We start from the raw sequence: 13,355 nt of genomic DNA, 5'->3' as shown, positions 1-13,355 counted from the left end.
AAAGTCAGCCGCTATTTCGAGGACGCTGACTTAGGACTCGCACTTCCAGCAGCAGCCAACTGACGAGCTCGGCTTACGCCCCAAGCCATAGCTCTGGTCATTGATTCACCCGGACTTGGGTTAACGGTTTCTTCATGCAACGCCATGCCACCGGAAGCATAAACACCGATGAACATTTGAGTTTCGCCGGTACGAGATAGCCTGACCTGCACGTCGATGTGAGTTCCATTACTGAGAGTTTCATCATGTGTTCGGTTGTGGATCTCGGGATCTGCCCAAGCCCAGAAAATGTCGCCGCGAAGCCTCATACCGCCCTCCTGCCTGTTCCTTGATAGGGGCTTAAAACTCCTCCAAAGATAGACCTGATCGAACGAAGCGCAACGGCGCCGAAGCGGTTACGGACGGCTGGTTTCAATACCTCTACAGCTCCAATTCCCTTGTACATATTTTAGCCGCTATAGCGGCAAGGACGAAGTCATGCCCAAGCATAAGCCAGAGCTGGCCCGGATCTACAACCTGTTCGGCCTCAGCTCCAACCACGAACTGTCGACGCTGTTGGTCAACATCGAAAACACCAAACACTTCTCCGACCTTCTCCAGGCTGTCGAGCGTGAGTTCTTCATGGTGCCGGGCGAACCGTCAGGAGAGCCAGAAGACGAAGGCGCGCCGGTTGATGACGAGTGCCTGCTTAATCGCTGGGGATCGAAGCCAGCCGAATATCTCGAACAGTTCAGGGCGGCCCTACCGATCGCTGCGGCGAACTCGATTCCAGACTATGAAGCTCCGGCAACTGGCGAGAAGTGGTCGCTCACGGGCGAGAACGGTTCGTGGGATTACGACAGCCTGACCGACTTGCTCAAAGACAACTACGGCCATGACAGCTGCGGCGACGGGCACCCGGCCAGCTTCAGGCCCGGCCTATACGAGGGCGATACGGTCTATCGCGGCACCGAGTGTAAAGACGACCCGGCGAGCTTTCTGCCAGACCAAGACGATTTGCTCGAACACATGTGCGACCGCGCCTACGAAAGCGACGCCGGCGAGTGGGTCGACAATTACCCAACGCTCGACGCCGCCGCGAAGGCTGACTTGGTGCAGGCGATGCGGCCGCTCATGGCATGGGCGCGGAAGCACTGCCAACCTGAATTCTTCACCATCAAGGACGTCATCCCCCACACCGTCACCGTCGAGGACGTAAGGAAGGCTGCCCCATGATCACCAAGCGCTTACTCGGCTGCACCCTCTTCTTCTGGCTTCCATTGGTACTGACCATAAAGGCGGTGATCTCGTGAGCGATCCAAAACCGAAACCTTGTCCTGAATGCGGCGACGATGATCTGGAGATCGACAGCGCCGCGAATGCCGCGAGCTGGGTTGAATGCCGCGGCTGTGAATTCAGACTCCAGCACGCTTGCTCCGAAGAGGCGGTGATCCGCCGCTGGAACAAACTCGAACGCAAAGCCAAAGTGGTGACGCCATGATCGCCCTCGCCTGGTTCGGATACGTGTACTGCTACAAGGGGCCGCGGTGATGAAAGCGCGCATCGAAAAGAAACTGAGCAAGCGACTGGTTGAATTGCATCCATCCCTGTACCGAAAGGCTTGGCGTGATGACGAGCATTCTGAACTGGCGTATGAGCAGCGTTCGAGTGTCAGGCACTGCCTCAGTGTTGGAGGCGGCACTGATTATTGGGGCGATGGCGTGGACGCTTACACCGTGTGGGCTGATTGGAAAATGAATTGGCCCTGGCACGGGCCATTCAACGCTTACCCGGAAGGCCATCAGTTCGAATGTTATCCGGACACAAGCAATTTCAGGCCAACAACGCGGAACCTGCTGAAGCTGGCTGCCAATTGCGAACTGTCAGAGCGAGCCAAGGCGAGGGCACGATGAACCGCATGGTCAGCGTCCGCACCGAGAAACTGACCGGCCCGGCGCTGGACTGGGCAATCAACGCGATCGAGGGTGGTCAGCAGCCCGACACTGGCCAGCTGGATCTCTTCGCCGCGCCCGACGCCGAGCATCTGACCACGAAGTACGGCGTCTGGGTCGATGTTGGCCACCGGCACAATTGGCTGGCCGACGCGACAAACGATCCATTCAACCGCCAGCCCGGCGAAACCCGAACCATCGCAGTGTTCCGCGCCGTGGTATTCGCCAAGCGCGGCGCCGCCGTGAAGGTCCCCGCCGAACTGGTCCAGCAATAACTCCAACCACTCAACAGCCTGCCGGCGTACGGCGGGCGAGGTATTCGCATGCCCGAATTAACGTACGACCAGAAGCTGGTGGATTACGCGACGGCGCCGAAAGCATCGGCCGGCACCATCTGCCAGATCGAGAACGGCGACTTCGTGAAGCACTGGTGCGGCAAGCTGCGCGGCAAGTTCATCCAAGTCGGCCCCACCTAGAAGGCCGCCAGCAAACAGCAAGCAATCGAAAAAGCTCGAGAGTTTCGCGAACAGTGCCGGGCAGAAGCAAAAGCGAAAGGCTTGCTGCCTGCATAACCCATCACCACCTTCTGCCGCCACGCGCGGCATGGAGCATCACAATGACCATCCAGTTTCTGTCACACGAGGAGGTTTGCGAGCTCACCGGCGCGCGGACCAAGGCAGGTCAGATCCTCAACCTGAAAAAGAATGGCGTTCGCCATACGATTAAAGTGAACGGCTGGCCGAGTGTCACCGCGATGGCGGTCACCGCCGTCGGCGCATTTGAATCAGAAAAGCCCGTCTGGAAATCACGTAAGGCCAGCTGACATGGGAAGACGACCAAGTAAACCCGGCTCGATCGCCAGGCTGCGGGAACGCAAGAAAGCCAGCGGCCGGGTGTTCTACTACTACGACACGGGCGGAAAAGACCGAAAGGAAATTCCCCTGGGCAGCGACTACGGCTTGGCGATCATGGAATACGCGAAGCTAGAGCGTGATCGCACCGCAACCGATCTGGTCGCCAAGGTCATCACGTTCCGCTACGTCGCCGAAAAATACATGGTCGACATCGTCCCAACCAAAGGAACAGCCACCCAGGCTGACAACAAGCGCGAGCTGAAAAACCTGATCGCTTTCTTTGACGATCCACCGGCACCGCTGGAAACGATCGAGCCATTGCACGTTCGCCAATACCTCACTTGGCGAAAGTCCGCGCCAGTGCGCGCGAACCGCGAAAAGGCTCTGCTCAGCGCGATCTGGAATTACGCACGGGATAAGGGCTACACATCGCTTGCCAATCCATGCGCGGGCATCAAGGGCAACAAAGAGACCGGCCGGGACACATATGTCGAAGATGCGCTGTTCAAGCGCGTGCACGACAAGGCGGACGCGGGCCTACAAGACGCAATGGACCTCGCTTATTTGACCGGTCAAAGAGTGACCGATACCCGGTTGATGGACGAGCGCGATGTGCGCGACGGGCAGATTTGGGTGTTGCAGGGAAAGACCAAGGCAAAGCGTCGGATCGAGATCACTGGCGAGCTTAAGGTTTTGATTGATCGAATCATGTCCCGAAAGTCAGAACACAAGGTCCGCTCGACGCGGCTGATCGTTACAGAGGACGGCACACCAATGACGGTGGCGATGTTGCGCAGGAGGTTTGACTTGGCCAGGGAAGCGGCCGGGGTTGAGAAATCTGAATTTCAGATGCGGGATTTACGCGCCAAGGCAGGTACTGACAAGGCCGAATCCAGCGGTGACATCATGCAGGCCAGAGATCAACTCGGGCATACTACCGTGGTGATGACTGAGCAATACATACGCAATCGCATGGGCAAGAAAGTTACTCCCACCAAGTGAATTGCGGACCAACATCAAAATAGCGGACCAGAAACAAACAAGGGTTTGCATCTGCTTTCGCTCGCAAACCCTTGATTTAAGATGGTGCCCGAAGCCGGAATCGAACCGGCACGCCCTTACGAGCGGGGGATTTTAAGTCCCATGCGTCTACCAGTTTCGCCATTCGGGCGGTAGCGCGGTATTGCTCTGTTCAGCCTTGCGGTTGGATCCTCACAGGATGACCGCTTGAAAAGCCGAGCGGGGAATATATACATCACGTCCCGGTGAAGCAAGTTTGGAGTGCGCGATTTGAGAACTAAATATCGCTGACCGCGGAAAATTAAAAAGCCCCAGAAATCAGGGAGCTACGAAGTTTGCTTGAAGTAGAGGCCGAGGTAACTGGCAAATCGCAGCAACCAGACTGGAAATTGTGGCGATAAACTCAAAAGATTCAGATGCTCACCATCACCTTGGCTGCACGGGTGACAGATGTTTCATCGATTGAGATTATGAGCAGGCAACCCAAGTCTGGACGGGATGTCTACGCTAAAGGTTGGCGCCGAAATCAATAATCAAAGGGTATCAGCACGCCCCCCTTCAACCACGATCACGCCTCACAGAACGTCACCAGAGCAGAGCTCAGGGATGTACAAGCAATCAGGAGATTTGATTCCATGCAAATGAGTGACACCGTTCTAAAAGCGTCTTTAAGCCAAGAGGAGCGCTCGGCGATCGCCGAGATCGAAGCGACCACCAATATCCTGCAGCTTGTCACCCGCCTGACCGGTACACGCTTTGCCGGAATCGCAAAATTCACGGAAACGGAATGGATCGTCTGTTCGGCATACGATCCGATTGAACTGGGAATAAACGTAGGCGATACGCTGGATCTGGAAACTACGCTCTGCAGTGAGTTTCGACGAAATCCTCAAGCCCTCTTCCTTCCACAAATCAGCAAGGATGGACGACTGTCGTCACGTCCTGTGGTGAAGCAGTATTCAATTGAAAGCTACGCAGGCGCGCCTGTTTTCCTGCCGGACGGAAGACTCTGGGGTGCCCTATGTGCTCTGGATTCAAGGGCCGTTCTGTTTGATAACCCGGATCTTGCGGACACACTGACGTTATTCGCACGCCTTATTGGCTGCATCTTTTTCTCGAATCTGACGGTGGAAGGTGCCAGCCATATCAAGACCGGGGCGTGTCTGACTGAGTGACCCTACTCAAACGATGCGGAACACCACACTTTTCCCGCAAGCAACAAAAAACCCCGTAGATCATTGATCTACGGGGTTTTTGATAGTGGAGGCCGAGGTCGGAATCGAACCGGCGTAGGTGGATTTGCAATCCACTGCATAACCATTTTGCTACTCGGCCTCAAAGTATTTGCTGTCAGTAGCGCAACAACAAACACTGTACAAATTGGAGCGGGAAACGAGACTCGAACTCGCGACCCCGACCTTGGCAAGGTCGTGCTCTACCAACTGAGCTATTCCCGCTTGGTGTGGCGCATTCTATAGAATTAAGAAGCCCCGTCAACCCCTTGATTCAAAAAACTTTTATTTCTTTTCTACATCAGTCTTCAGGTGCGGCCAGGCGGCGCGAAGGTATTGAACCATCGACCACAGGGTCAGCCCTGCCGAGACGATCAGCAGCGTATAACCGAGCACGACCCAGAAGCTCAATGCCTTTGGATGAGCCAGCAGAATCACCAACGCGAGCATTTGCGCCGCTGTTTTCCATTTGCCGAGATTGGAAACGGCCACCTGTGCCCGGGCGCCGAGTTCGGCCATCCATTCGCGCAGCGCCGAAATCACGATCTCGCGACCGATGATGACTGCTGCGGGCAGCGTAAGCCAGAGATTGCCGTGTTCCTGCACCAGCAAGACCAGGGCAACAGCGACCATCAGCTTGTCGGCGACCGGATCGAGAAACGCCCCGAACGGTGTGCTTTGCTCCAGTCGGCGCGCCAGATAACCATCGAGCCAGTCGGTTGCAGCCGCAAAGGCAAAAACCGAAGCGGAGGCCATGTAACTCCATTGGTAAGGCAGATAGAACAGCAATATGAAGATCGGGATGAGCAGGACGCGTAGAACGGTAATCAGATTAGGGATATTCATCGGCACAACTGGCTACGAGGTGAAGGGGCATTCTACTCACTATGCAGGTTCGCATAAATCGACTCAGCGAGCTTTTTACTGATCCCCGGGGCTTTGGCGATCTCTTCGATGCTTGCACGAGACAGCTCCTGCAATCCACCAAAATGTTTCAACAGGTCACGGCGGCGCGTCGGCCCTACCCCTGCGACACCCTCAAGCGTCGAGGTTCGGCGGGTCTTGCCGCGACGGGCGCGATGCCCCGTAATTGCAAAGCGGTGTGCCTCATCGCGGATCTGCTGAATCAGGTGCAACGCGGGCGAATCGCCGCGCAAGGTGAACTCGTGCGCTGCATCATTCAGATACAACGTTTCGAAACCGGCCTTGCGCGTGGCGCCTTTGGCGACGCCCAACAGGATCAGATCCGGCACGGCCAGTTCGTTGAGCACATCGCGGGCCATCGACAATTGGCCCTTGCCACCGTCAACCAGCAGGATGTCCGGCAACTTGCCCTCTCCGTCCTTGAGTTTGCTGAACCTGCGGGTCAGCGCCTGGTGCATGGCCGCATAATCGTCGCCGGCAGTGACGCCTTCGATGTTGTAGCGGCGGTAATCCGACTTGATCGCGCCTTCCGGCCCGAACACCACGCAGGAGGCAACCGTCGCTTCGCCGCTGGAATGACTGATGTCGTAGCATTCCAAACGTTGCGGCGGCTCATCCAGATTCAGCACTTCGGCCAGCGCGTCGAATCGCGCGGCGGTGTGCTGACGGTTGGCCAGACGCGCGCCCAACGCTTGCTCAGCGTTGGTCACGGCCAGTTGCTGCCAGCGCGCACGGGTACCGCGCACCCGGTGACTGATGGCCAATTCGCGGCCGCGCAAGGTATGAATCCCTTCGATCAGCGCTGGAAAATCTTCGTGAACCACATTCACGATCAACTCGCTCGGCAAATCCCGCTCGGGGCTGCTGATGTAGTACTGGCCGAGAAACGCCGCCATGACTTCGGAAACGTTTTCCTCGATGCCGACCTGCGGGAAAAAATTCTTGCTGCCCAGCACTCGCCCGCCGCGCACGCTGATCAGGTGAACACAGGCGCCGCCGGGGTTGACGAATGCGGCAATCACGTCGATATCGCCGGTTCCGCCTTCCATGCTCTGCTGGTCCTGTACCCGGCGCAGCAATCCGATCTGGTCACGCAATTCGGCCGCGCGCTCGAACTCGAGATTGATCGCTGCCTCTTCCATCGCCGTGGACAGCTCGTTGGTCAGCGCATGGCTGCGACCTTCGAGGAACATCACCGAGTGGCGCACGTCTTCGGCGTAGACGTCAGGCTCGACCAACCCCACGCACGGCGCCTTGCAGCGTTTGATCTGGTATTGCAGGCACGGACGGGTGCGGTTCCTGTAATAGCTGTCTTCGCACTGGCGAACGAAAAAGGTTTTTTGCAGGATGCTCAGGCTTTCGCGTATGGCACCGGCACTCGGATATGGGCCGAAATACTTGCCCTTGGCCTTTTTTGCCCCGCGATGGATGCTCAGGCGCGGAAACTGCCCGTCGGAGAGAAACACGTACGGATAGGATTTATCGTCGCGCAGCAGGATGTTGTACGGCGGGCGCCACTCCTTGATCAGCGTCTGTTCCAGCAGCAGCGCTTCGGTTTCGTTGGCGGTGATGGTCGTCTCGACCTGAGCGATACGGCCGACCAGTGCGGCCGTCTTCGGCGCCAGCCCGGTCTTGCGAAAGTAGCTCGCCAGACGTTTCTTCAGGTTTTTCGCTTTGCCGACATAGAGCAGGCGCGCTTCGCTGTCGAACATGCGATAGACGCCGGGCCGACCGCTGACGGTCGACAGGAAAGCACTGGAATCAAATTTCTCGGTCATGGTCAGGCGCTGGCATCCACCATGCCGTGACGCACCGCGAGCAGTGTCAACTCGACGTCGCTGCTGATCGAAAGCTTCTCGAAAATGCGATAGCGGTAGGTATTCACGGTTTTCGGCGACAGGCACAACTTGTCGGAAATGATCTGGACCTTCTGGCAACCGACAATCATCAACGCAATCTGGATTTCCCGCTCGGACAACGCATCGAACGGCGAATCATTGGTGGGCTGGAATGATTTGATTGCCAACTGCTGAGCGATCTGCGGACTGATGTAACGCTGCCCGGCGAAGACCAGACGAATGGCCTGAACCATTTCCGGCAGACCCGCGCCCTTGGTCAGGTAACCAGCCGCCCCGGCCTGCAGCAAACGCGTCGGGAAAGGGTCTTCCTCGCACACCGTAACGGCAACCACCTTGATGTCCGGGTGGCTGCGCAGCAGCTTCCGCGTGGCTTCGAGGCCGCCAATGCCGGGCATCTTGACGTCCATGAGCACTACGTCAGGCTTCAATTCACGGGCCTTGATCAGGGACTCTTCACCTGACTCGGCCTGACCCACCACCTGCAGGCCATCGATATCGGCCAGCATTCGTGTAATGCCTGTGCGAACGAGATCATGGTCGTCGACCACTAGCACCCTAATCAAGCAGACACCTCGCGATATGGTCTTATTGGGATGCCGGACACCTTAGCAAAAAGTGCCAGACAGACCTAGCGGAAAGCCGCATTTAAAAAGTTTCAATTCATCATTCAGGGCTTGCCGGCTGTGGGTTTCAGAGCACAGCTGTACTCAAATCGAGCTGCATCCTGAGGAAACACTCATCCCTGCCCACGATGCGCAGTCCTTTGCGTGCATACAGTTCTTGCGCCCGGTTATTGTCAAACACTGTCAGTCGCAGTGCCGGTCGTCTTGCCTGACGAGCCATTTCGGTAACTTGACCAATGGCCCAGGAACCGGCGCCCTGCCCTTGCCAGAGATGATCAATCTGCAATTCGCGTATGTACAGCGCCCGCGCATCCTGGCTCAGACTGAAAAAACCGATCGCCAGTTCATCCTGGAGGATCATCCAGTTGTCACGATACTGCCAGCCTGCGTCGAACGCCTCGTCCTGCCACAACAGGTCGTGGTCAATGTAATAGCGCAGCATGTTGCGACAGGTCAGATCCCGCGCAAGAGCAAGATCATCACGGGTGGCATGCCGGATTCGATAACTCATTCAGCTTTCTCCATGACTGCAAAGTTGCCCTTCACCCGCATGGTTTGCCAGTGATAGGCGTTTCGAGCGGCGGGCAATAGCATTTTCTGATTGCTGATGCGTATCAGCGTCGAGTAAGCTCGGCGCATTCAACGGAGACAGCACATGTTCAACACCCTTCCACAGTCTTGCACCACCAGCGCCCTGCGCTCGGTCGCGGCTGCCCGGGTGAATCACACTTGCGCTCCTGACAATTTTTATTTTGGGTATTGGTTTAGCCACTGGCGCGCCTGATACCCAAACGGCGCCCATGATAACGGGTCGCCTACCAGAGATTTCTCAACCCCCGGTCGGCCTCCCGACCGGGGGTTTTGTTTTTTCAGGCCCATCACTTTCAGCGACACACCACATTTCGAGGATTACACCATGAACCACGCCACTTATTACCGTTACGACAGCTTTAGCGCCTGGCGATTTACCAGCCTCCGCTCGGGACAGCCTGCCGCCTCCGATCGGTCACCCACAGGTGGCAAACACACATGCCTAGCCAGTACGGCCATTTGTCGAACACCCCAGTAGGGCCGATTGCGCGGGAAAGACCCGCCATCCGCCCAGGAAGACCGAACATGAACTCTTCAGTTTCCGCTTTGCCGCTGTCCACAATCGATTCTGCCAACGAAGCGCTGACCCTGCGTCTGCCCAGCTCGTTGCAGCTCAAACAGCAATTGCCGCTCAGCCATTCCCTGCATCAACAGGTCAACACTCATCGCCAGGCGGTGCGCGCCATCCTTGACGGTGAAGACCCACGCCTGCTGGTCATCGTTGGCCCCTGCTCTATCCATGATCCGCAATCAGCAATCGAATACGCCAGCAAACTCGCTCGCCTGGCCGAGGATGTCAGCAGTGAAATGCTGCTGGTGATGCGCGCCTACGTCGAAAAGCCGCGTACGACAGTTGGCTGGAAAGGTCTGGCCTACGATCCGCATCTGAACGGCACTGACGACATGGCTACCGGCCTGACGCTGTCGCGCGAACTGATGCTGGAAATGATCCAGCTCGGACTACCGGTCGCTACCGAACTCCTGCAACCCATGGCCGCCAACTACTTTGATGACCTGCTGAGCTGGGTGGCCATTGGAGCCCGCACCACCGAGTCGCAGATCCACCGCGAAATGGCCAGTGGCTTGAACATGCCGGTGGGCTTCAAGAACGGCACCGACGGCGGCGCCGCCATTGCTGTCGACGCCATGCGCTCGGCAGGCCATCCGCATCGACACTTCGGCGTCGACAGCCAAGGGCATCCGGCGATCGTGCAGACAGCCGGCAACGCTGACACCCACATTGTGCTGCGCGGTGGCCATCAAGGGCCAAACTACGACGCAACCAGCGTAGCCAACATCAGCGCCGAACTCAGCCGACTGAAGATTCCCAGCCGGATCATGGTCGATTGCAGCCATGCCAACAGCGGCAAGGATCCCCTGCGCCAGCCAGCCGTCTTCAACGAGGTGCTTGAACAACGCCTGCGTGGCAACCACTCGCTGATCGGCGCGATGCTGGAATCTCATCTGTTCGAAGGCTGCCAGCCGCTGAGCACCTCTCTACGCTACGGCGTATCGATAACTGATGGCTGCCTCGGCTTTGACGCAACGGAACAGTTGCTGACCGACGCCGCACGGCGCCTCGCTAACGCCAGGGCCTGATCGCAGATCGCCCTCCCGTTCCATACGAAGCGCGGAGGGCTGACCTTCCCCAGGTTATGCCACTATGCTGATCCGCCTCACGGCAGATTGCTGACTGGTATCGTCCAGACGTTCGATGGTGTAGGCAATCTCCACCGTCGTGCCGTGGTGCTCGCGCCAGAACCGATGGGGAACAATGAAACTCACCGGTTGCCCGGCCGCCTCCCGAGTGATTTCAAGATCATCGCGATGACTGAAAAAATCACCATCGCACTTGAGATAGACCAACTCGTCTTCCTGCACCAGCGGGTCTTCAATCAGAATGGAAACCCCCTCTATCGAGTCCTTCACCGACAGCACATCATCGATCGTCCCAACAATATCCGGCGCGGCCAGTTCAGCACGCACTGCCGGCCCAATGAAAACCGTCGCAGGCTCCGAGGTTCGGATGGCTCCACAGCGTTGTTCAACACGGTAGGCGACCACCACCTCGCCACCACGATGCGCTTCGACGTAGCTGGCCGGCACCCAGAAGGACAGGCTTTGCGCGACGGCGCAGGCCTCGACCTTCAACGAGTCGGTGAATATTTCAGGCGAAGCATCTCCATGCCACGACAGCATGATCCGGTCGCCCGCTGACATCCGAGCGTAAGGCTGCAGGGTCACCAGGGTGCCTTCGACCACTCGCGACGGCTCCAGCGCTCCGTTTACCGACCCTTCTATTTGCGGCGCCAACAGATGCGGTCCAACGTCCCCGACAGACAGTTGCAGGCGAGCAGATTCCACTGCCTTGGGCGCGGACGCACTTTGAAGTGCCCAGTAAACCTCAAGCGAGCCCCCGTCCAGCGCAGCGACATGCATTGCCTTGATGACGAAGATGACGTCTTTGCCAACCTGGACCTGGCTGATGAATCGAACACTCTCGTATTGATAGGCAAAGCCTTCGATATCCAGCCCCTCCCAAGACAGCACGATCTGATCGCCGCAGCTCATGTTGGCATAAGGGGAAATGCGAACGATGGCCTTGGCCAGCGAAGGATCCAACACGCTCCCTTGGAGCCCGTCAATCGTTGGCGCGACCAGAGGTTCGATAGACACTTCGGCAACCATCGGCTGGCGCATCCGCCAGCAAAACTCGATTTCATGGCTATTCATTTTCGCTTCCACTCCCTGGAAAACGTGCCGCCCCGAATGACGACACTGACATCTACATTGAGGACCTCTTTGAACGTTCCGGATGTCAGCCGAATCCACCGCGACAACGGCGTAACCGCTACTCGCAAAGTAGGCAACAGCAGAGGTCACGCGGTTATGCCGACAAACGACCCACTGAACTTCCGATTCGGATTTCACAGCTCTCCGAAATTTCGTACGCCTCGTAGTCCATTTTCAAACGCAATGTGAAGCCTCTTCGTACTTCTTCAACGGGATGAGTGTTTTAGAGTGGCCCGGTGATTTCCCGATGAACTTCTACGAAAAAGGTAAGAACATGCAACGGAATGCTACAACTCGTTATCCCATCCTGTTGGTCCACGGTCTGTTCGGGTTCGAGCATATCGGTCATTTCGAGCTGTTCCATGACGTCAAGTCCGCGCTGAAAACCGCCGGATGTCGATTGTTTGTTCCACACCTTTCGGCCACCCACGACAATGAAAAGCGGGGTGAGCAATTGCTGTCACAGATTGCTTGCGTGCTACGAGGCACAGGCGCGAAGAAAGTCAACCTCATAGGACACAGTCAAGGCGCACTCGCTGCACGCTATGCCGCGGCGCTTGCACCAGACGTCGTCGCTTCGGTCACCTCCGTCAGTGGCCCGAACCATGGCTCGGAGCTCGCCGACTTCCTGCGCAGGGCACTGATTCCGGGCAAGCTTCCCGAAGCCGTCGCACAGAATGTCGCAACGCACTTCGCCGACTTACTGTCGCTACTGAGCGGCAGCGCGACATTGCCGCAGAATGCGTTAGCCGCACTCAACGCATTGACCACGGTCGGCGTCGGTCAATTCAATGACAAATTTCCCCAGGGACTGCCGCAAACCTGGGGCGGGCATGGTCCTGAGCAAGTCAACGGCGTGCGCTACTACTCGTGGAGCGGGGTTGTTGCGCAATCCACGTTGCCAGTGCTGGATCCGGTTCAAGCAACCTGCCGGGTCCTGTCGCAATATTTCACCACCGAACCCCAGCAGAATGATGGTTTCGTCGGACGCTTCAGTAGCCATCTCGGCCAAGTGATCCGCTCCGATTACCCAATGGATCATTTGGCCAGCCTGCGGCGGAGCGCGGGCACAAAAGCGCCCTCGCCGGATCCGATCGACCTGTACGTCGAACATGCCCAGCGTCTGCAAGCGGCGGATCTATGAATCGGGCAAGGAACGCAGAATGGAACTTTGCCGAGAATTCGCCGACTGATTCCGGTACGCTCCACCTTTTATTGAAACAGTTCGGAGAATTCCCCATGGCCAAAGCCACTGCCCGCCACATCCTGGTTTCCAGCGAAGACAAGTGCAACGAACTCAAGGCTCAGATCGAAGCCGGCGCCGATTTCGCTGAAGTCGCCAAAGCCAACTCCACCTGCCCGTCCAGCCGTCAGGGCGGCGATCTGGGCTCGTTCGGTCCAGGCCAGATGGTCAAGGAATTCGACACCGTGGTATTCAGCGCGCCGATCAACGTCGTGCAAGGCCCGGTAAAAACCCAGTTCGGTTATCACCTGCTGGAAGTCACCAGCCGTCAGGACTGATTCGTCG

At 57.4% G+C, this 13,355-nt stretch carries 17 protein-coding genes and 3 tRNA genes; 11 read left to right on the top strand and 9 right to left on the bottom strand.

Annotated features, from left to right (window positions below; all coding sequences use genetic code 11):
- Positions 1-11: 11 nt before the first annotated feature.
- Positions 12-308 carry a hypothetical protein gene (locus AB9L16_RS11295; RefSeq protein ID WP_083386928.1) on the bottom strand — a complete coding sequence of 99 codons (297 nt, stop codon included), beginning with the start codon at positions 306-308 and terminating at the stop codon, positions 12-14.
- Positions 309-477: 169 nt separating this feature from the next.
- Between AB9L16_RS11295 and AB9L16_RS11290 the strand changes: the two genes are divergently transcribed.
- From AB9L16_RS11290 to xerC, 7 genes are all read left to right on the top strand, one after another.
- Positions 478-1,215, top strand: a complete 738-nt coding sequence (locus tag AB9L16_RS11290) for a hypothetical protein (protein WP_375123560.1) — start codon at positions 478-480, stop codon at positions 1,213-1,215.
- A gap of 73 nt (positions 1,216-1,288) precedes the next feature.
- Positions 1,289-1,480, top strand: a complete 192-nt coding sequence (locus tag AB9L16_RS11285) for a Lar family restriction alleviation protein (protein WP_375123559.1) — start codon at positions 1,289-1,291, stop codon at positions 1,478-1,480.
- A gap of 49 nt (positions 1,481-1,529) precedes the next feature.
- The gene (locus AB9L16_RS11280; protein ID WP_375123558.1) at positions 1,530-1,892 is read left to right on the top strand and encodes a hypothetical protein; all 363 of its coding nucleotides are present in this window, start codon (positions 1,530-1,532) and stop codon (positions 1,890-1,892) included.
- Positions 1,893-1,897: 5 nt separating this feature from the next.
- A complete protein-coding gene (locus tag AB9L16_RS11275) occupies positions 1,898-2,206 on the top strand; it encodes a hypothetical protein (RefSeq protein ID WP_375123557.1) in 309 nt (102 codons plus the stop codon).
- Between the two features lie 48 nt (positions 2,207-2,254).
- A complete protein-coding gene (locus AB9L16_RS11270; RefSeq protein WP_375123556.1) occupies positions 2,255-2,407 on the top strand; it encodes a hypothetical protein in 153 nt (50 codons plus the stop codon).
- Positions 2,408-2,547: 140 nt separating this feature from the next.
- Positions 2,548-2,754 (top strand): DUF4224 domain-containing protein, encoded by a 207-nt coding sequence (locus AB9L16_RS11265; RefSeq protein WP_056785291.1) that lies wholly within the window; start codon positions 2,548-2,550, stop codon positions 2,752-2,754.
- Between the two features lies 1 nt (position 2,755).
- Positions 2,756-3,787: a tyrosine recombinase XerC gene (gene xerC, locus AB9L16_RS11260; RefSeq protein ID WP_158958858.1), complete on the top strand. Its 1,032-nt coding sequence runs from the start codon at positions 2,756-2,758 to the stop codon at positions 3,785-3,787.
- An 82-nt stretch (positions 3,788-3,869) separates the two neighbouring features.
- Here the strand turns inward: xerC and AB9L16_RS11255 are convergent.
- Positions 3,870-3,956: transfer RNA gene (locus AB9L16_RS11255), tRNA-Leu, on the bottom strand.
- A 490-nt stretch (positions 3,957-4,446) separates the two neighbouring features.
- On the opposite strand from AB9L16_RS11255, the gene AB9L16_RS11250 reads away from it, so the two are divergent.
- Positions 4,447-4,980, top strand: a complete 534-nt coding sequence (locus tag AB9L16_RS11250; RefSeq protein WP_164488345.1) for a GAF domain-containing protein — start codon at positions 4,447-4,449, stop codon at positions 4,978-4,980.
- 86 nt (positions 4,981-5,066) lie between these two features.
- Here the strand turns inward: AB9L16_RS11250 and AB9L16_RS11245 are convergent.
- From AB9L16_RS11245 to AB9L16_RS11220, 6 genes are all read right to left on the bottom strand, one after another.
- Positions 5,067-5,140, bottom strand: a tRNA-Cys gene (locus AB9L16_RS11245).
- A gap of 46 nt (positions 5,141-5,186) precedes the next feature.
- Positions 5,187-5,262, bottom strand: a tRNA-Gly gene (locus AB9L16_RS11240).
- 60 nt (positions 5,263-5,322) lie between these two features.
- Complete coding sequence (gene pgsA / locus AB9L16_RS11235; RefSeq protein ID WP_041478738.1) at positions 5,323-5,883, bottom strand: CDP-diacylglycerol--glycerol-3-phosphate 3-phosphatidyltransferase; 561 nt, start codon at positions 5,881-5,883, stop codon at positions 5,323-5,325.
- 32 nt (positions 5,884-5,915) lie between these two features.
- A complete protein-coding gene (gene uvrC, locus AB9L16_RS11230; RefSeq protein ID WP_150635509.1) occupies positions 5,916-7,739 on the bottom strand; it encodes an excinuclease ABC subunit UvrC in 1,824 nt (607 codons plus the stop codon).
- 2 nt (positions 7,740-7,741) lie between these two features.
- Entirely contained in the window at positions 7,742-8,383 is a 642-nt protein-coding gene (uvrY, locus tag AB9L16_RS11225; RefSeq protein WP_024012761.1) for a UvrY/SirA/GacA family response regulator transcription factor, read from the bottom strand.
- Between the two features lie 127 nt (positions 8,384-8,510).
- On the bottom strand, positions 8,511-8,954 hold the full coding sequence (locus tag AB9L16_RS11220; RefSeq protein WP_056785278.1) for an N-acetyltransferase: 444 nt from the start codon (positions 8,952-8,954) through the stop codon (positions 8,511-8,513).
- Between the two features lie 605 nt (positions 8,955-9,559).
- On the opposite strand from AB9L16_RS11220, the gene AB9L16_RS11215 reads away from it, so the two are divergent.
- Positions 9,560-10,633, top strand: coding sequence for a 3-deoxy-7-phosphoheptulonate synthase (locus tag AB9L16_RS11215; RefSeq protein WP_375123555.1), 1,074 nt, complete (start codon positions 9,560-9,562; stop codon positions 10,631-10,633).
- A gap of 54 nt (positions 10,634-10,687) precedes the next feature.
- On the opposite strand, the gene AB9L16_RS11210 is transcribed toward AB9L16_RS11215, so the two are convergent.
- Complete coding sequence (locus AB9L16_RS11210; protein ID WP_353187433.1) at positions 10,688-11,767, bottom strand: hypothetical protein; 1,080 nt, start codon at positions 11,765-11,767, stop codon at positions 10,688-10,690.
- Positions 11,768-12,101: 334 nt separating this feature from the next.
- Here AB9L16_RS11210 and AB9L16_RS11205 point away from each other — a divergent pair, with 334 nt between their 5' ends.
- Together AB9L16_RS11205 and AB9L16_RS11200 are read left to right on the top strand one after the other, a co-directional pair.
- The gene (locus AB9L16_RS11205; protein ID WP_056786840.1) at positions 12,102-12,971 is read left to right on the top strand and encodes a triacylglycerol lipase; all 870 of its coding nucleotides are present in this window, start codon (positions 12,102-12,104) and stop codon (positions 12,969-12,971) included.
- Between the two features lie 95 nt (positions 12,972-13,066).
- Positions 13,067-13,348 (top strand): peptidylprolyl isomerase, encoded by a 282-nt coding sequence (locus AB9L16_RS11200; RefSeq protein ID WP_041478733.1) that lies wholly within the window; start codon positions 13,067-13,069, stop codon positions 13,346-13,348.
- Positions 13,349-13,355: the final 7 nt, after the last annotated feature.

Origin of the sequence: Pseudomonas sp. LW8 (assembly GCF_041956865.1) — a bacterium.
GTDB classification, from domain to species: domain Bacteria; phylum Pseudomonadota; class Gammaproteobacteria; order Pseudomonadales; family Pseudomonadaceae; genus Aquipseudomonas; species Aquipseudomonas siliginis.
This window is presented reverse-complemented; position numbering and strand designations above follow the sequence as displayed.

Coding starts and splice junctions, on each gene's coding strand:
- AB9L16_RS11250 (WP_164488345.1), top strand. CDS start 4,447: ATGAGTGACACCGTTCTAAAAGCGTCTTTAAGCCAAGAGGAGCGCTCG.
- AB9L16_RS11200 (WP_041478733.1), top strand. CDS start 13,067: ATGGCCAAAGCCACTGCCCGCCACATCCTGGTTTCCAGCGAAGACAAG.
- AB9L16_RS11210 (WP_353187433.1), bottom strand. CDS start 11,767: ATGAATAGCCATGAAATCGAGTTTTGCTGGCGGATGCGCCAGCCGATG.
- xerC (WP_158958858.1), top strand. CDS start 2,756: ATGGGAAGACGACCAAGTAAACCCGGCTCGATCGCCAGGCTGCGGGAA.
- AB9L16_RS11220 (WP_056785278.1), bottom strand. CDS start 8,954: ATGAGTTATCGAATCCGGCATGCCACCCGTGATGATCTTGCTCTTGCG.
- AB9L16_RS11275 (WP_375123557.1), top strand. CDS start 1,898: ATGGTCAGCGTCCGCACCGAGAAACTGACCGGCCCGGCGCTGGACTGG.
- AB9L16_RS11205 (WP_056786840.1), top strand. CDS start 12,102: ATGCAACGGAATGCTACAACTCGTTATCCCATCCTGTTGGTCCACGGT.
- AB9L16_RS11270 (WP_375123556.1), top strand. CDS start 2,255: ATGCCCGAATTAACGTACGACCAGAAGCTGGTGGATTACGCGACGGCG.
- pgsA (WP_041478738.1), bottom strand. CDS start 5,883: ATGAATATCCCTAATCTGATTACCGTTCTACGCGTCCTGCTCATCCCG.
- AB9L16_RS11280 (WP_375123558.1), top strand. CDS start 1,530: ATGAAAGCGCGCATCGAAAAGAAACTGAGCAAGCGACTGGTTGAATTG.
- AB9L16_RS11265 (WP_056785291.1), top strand. CDS start 2,548: ATGACCATCCAGTTTCTGTCACACGAGGAGGTTTGCGAGCTCACCGGC.
- AB9L16_RS11215 (WP_375123555.1), top strand. CDS start 9,560: ATGAACTCTTCAGTTTCCGCTTTGCCGCTGTCCACAATCGATTCTGCC.
- AB9L16_RS11290 (WP_375123560.1), top strand. CDS start 478: ATGCCCAAGCATAAGCCAGAGCTGGCCCGGATCTACAACCTGTTCGGC.
- uvrC (WP_150635509.1), bottom strand. CDS start 7,739: ATGACCGAGAAATTTGATTCCAGTGCTTTCCTGTCGACCGTCAGCGGT.
- AB9L16_RS11295 (WP_083386928.1), bottom strand. CDS start 308: ATGAGGCTTCGCGGCGACATTTTCTGGGCTTGGGCAGATCCCGAGATC.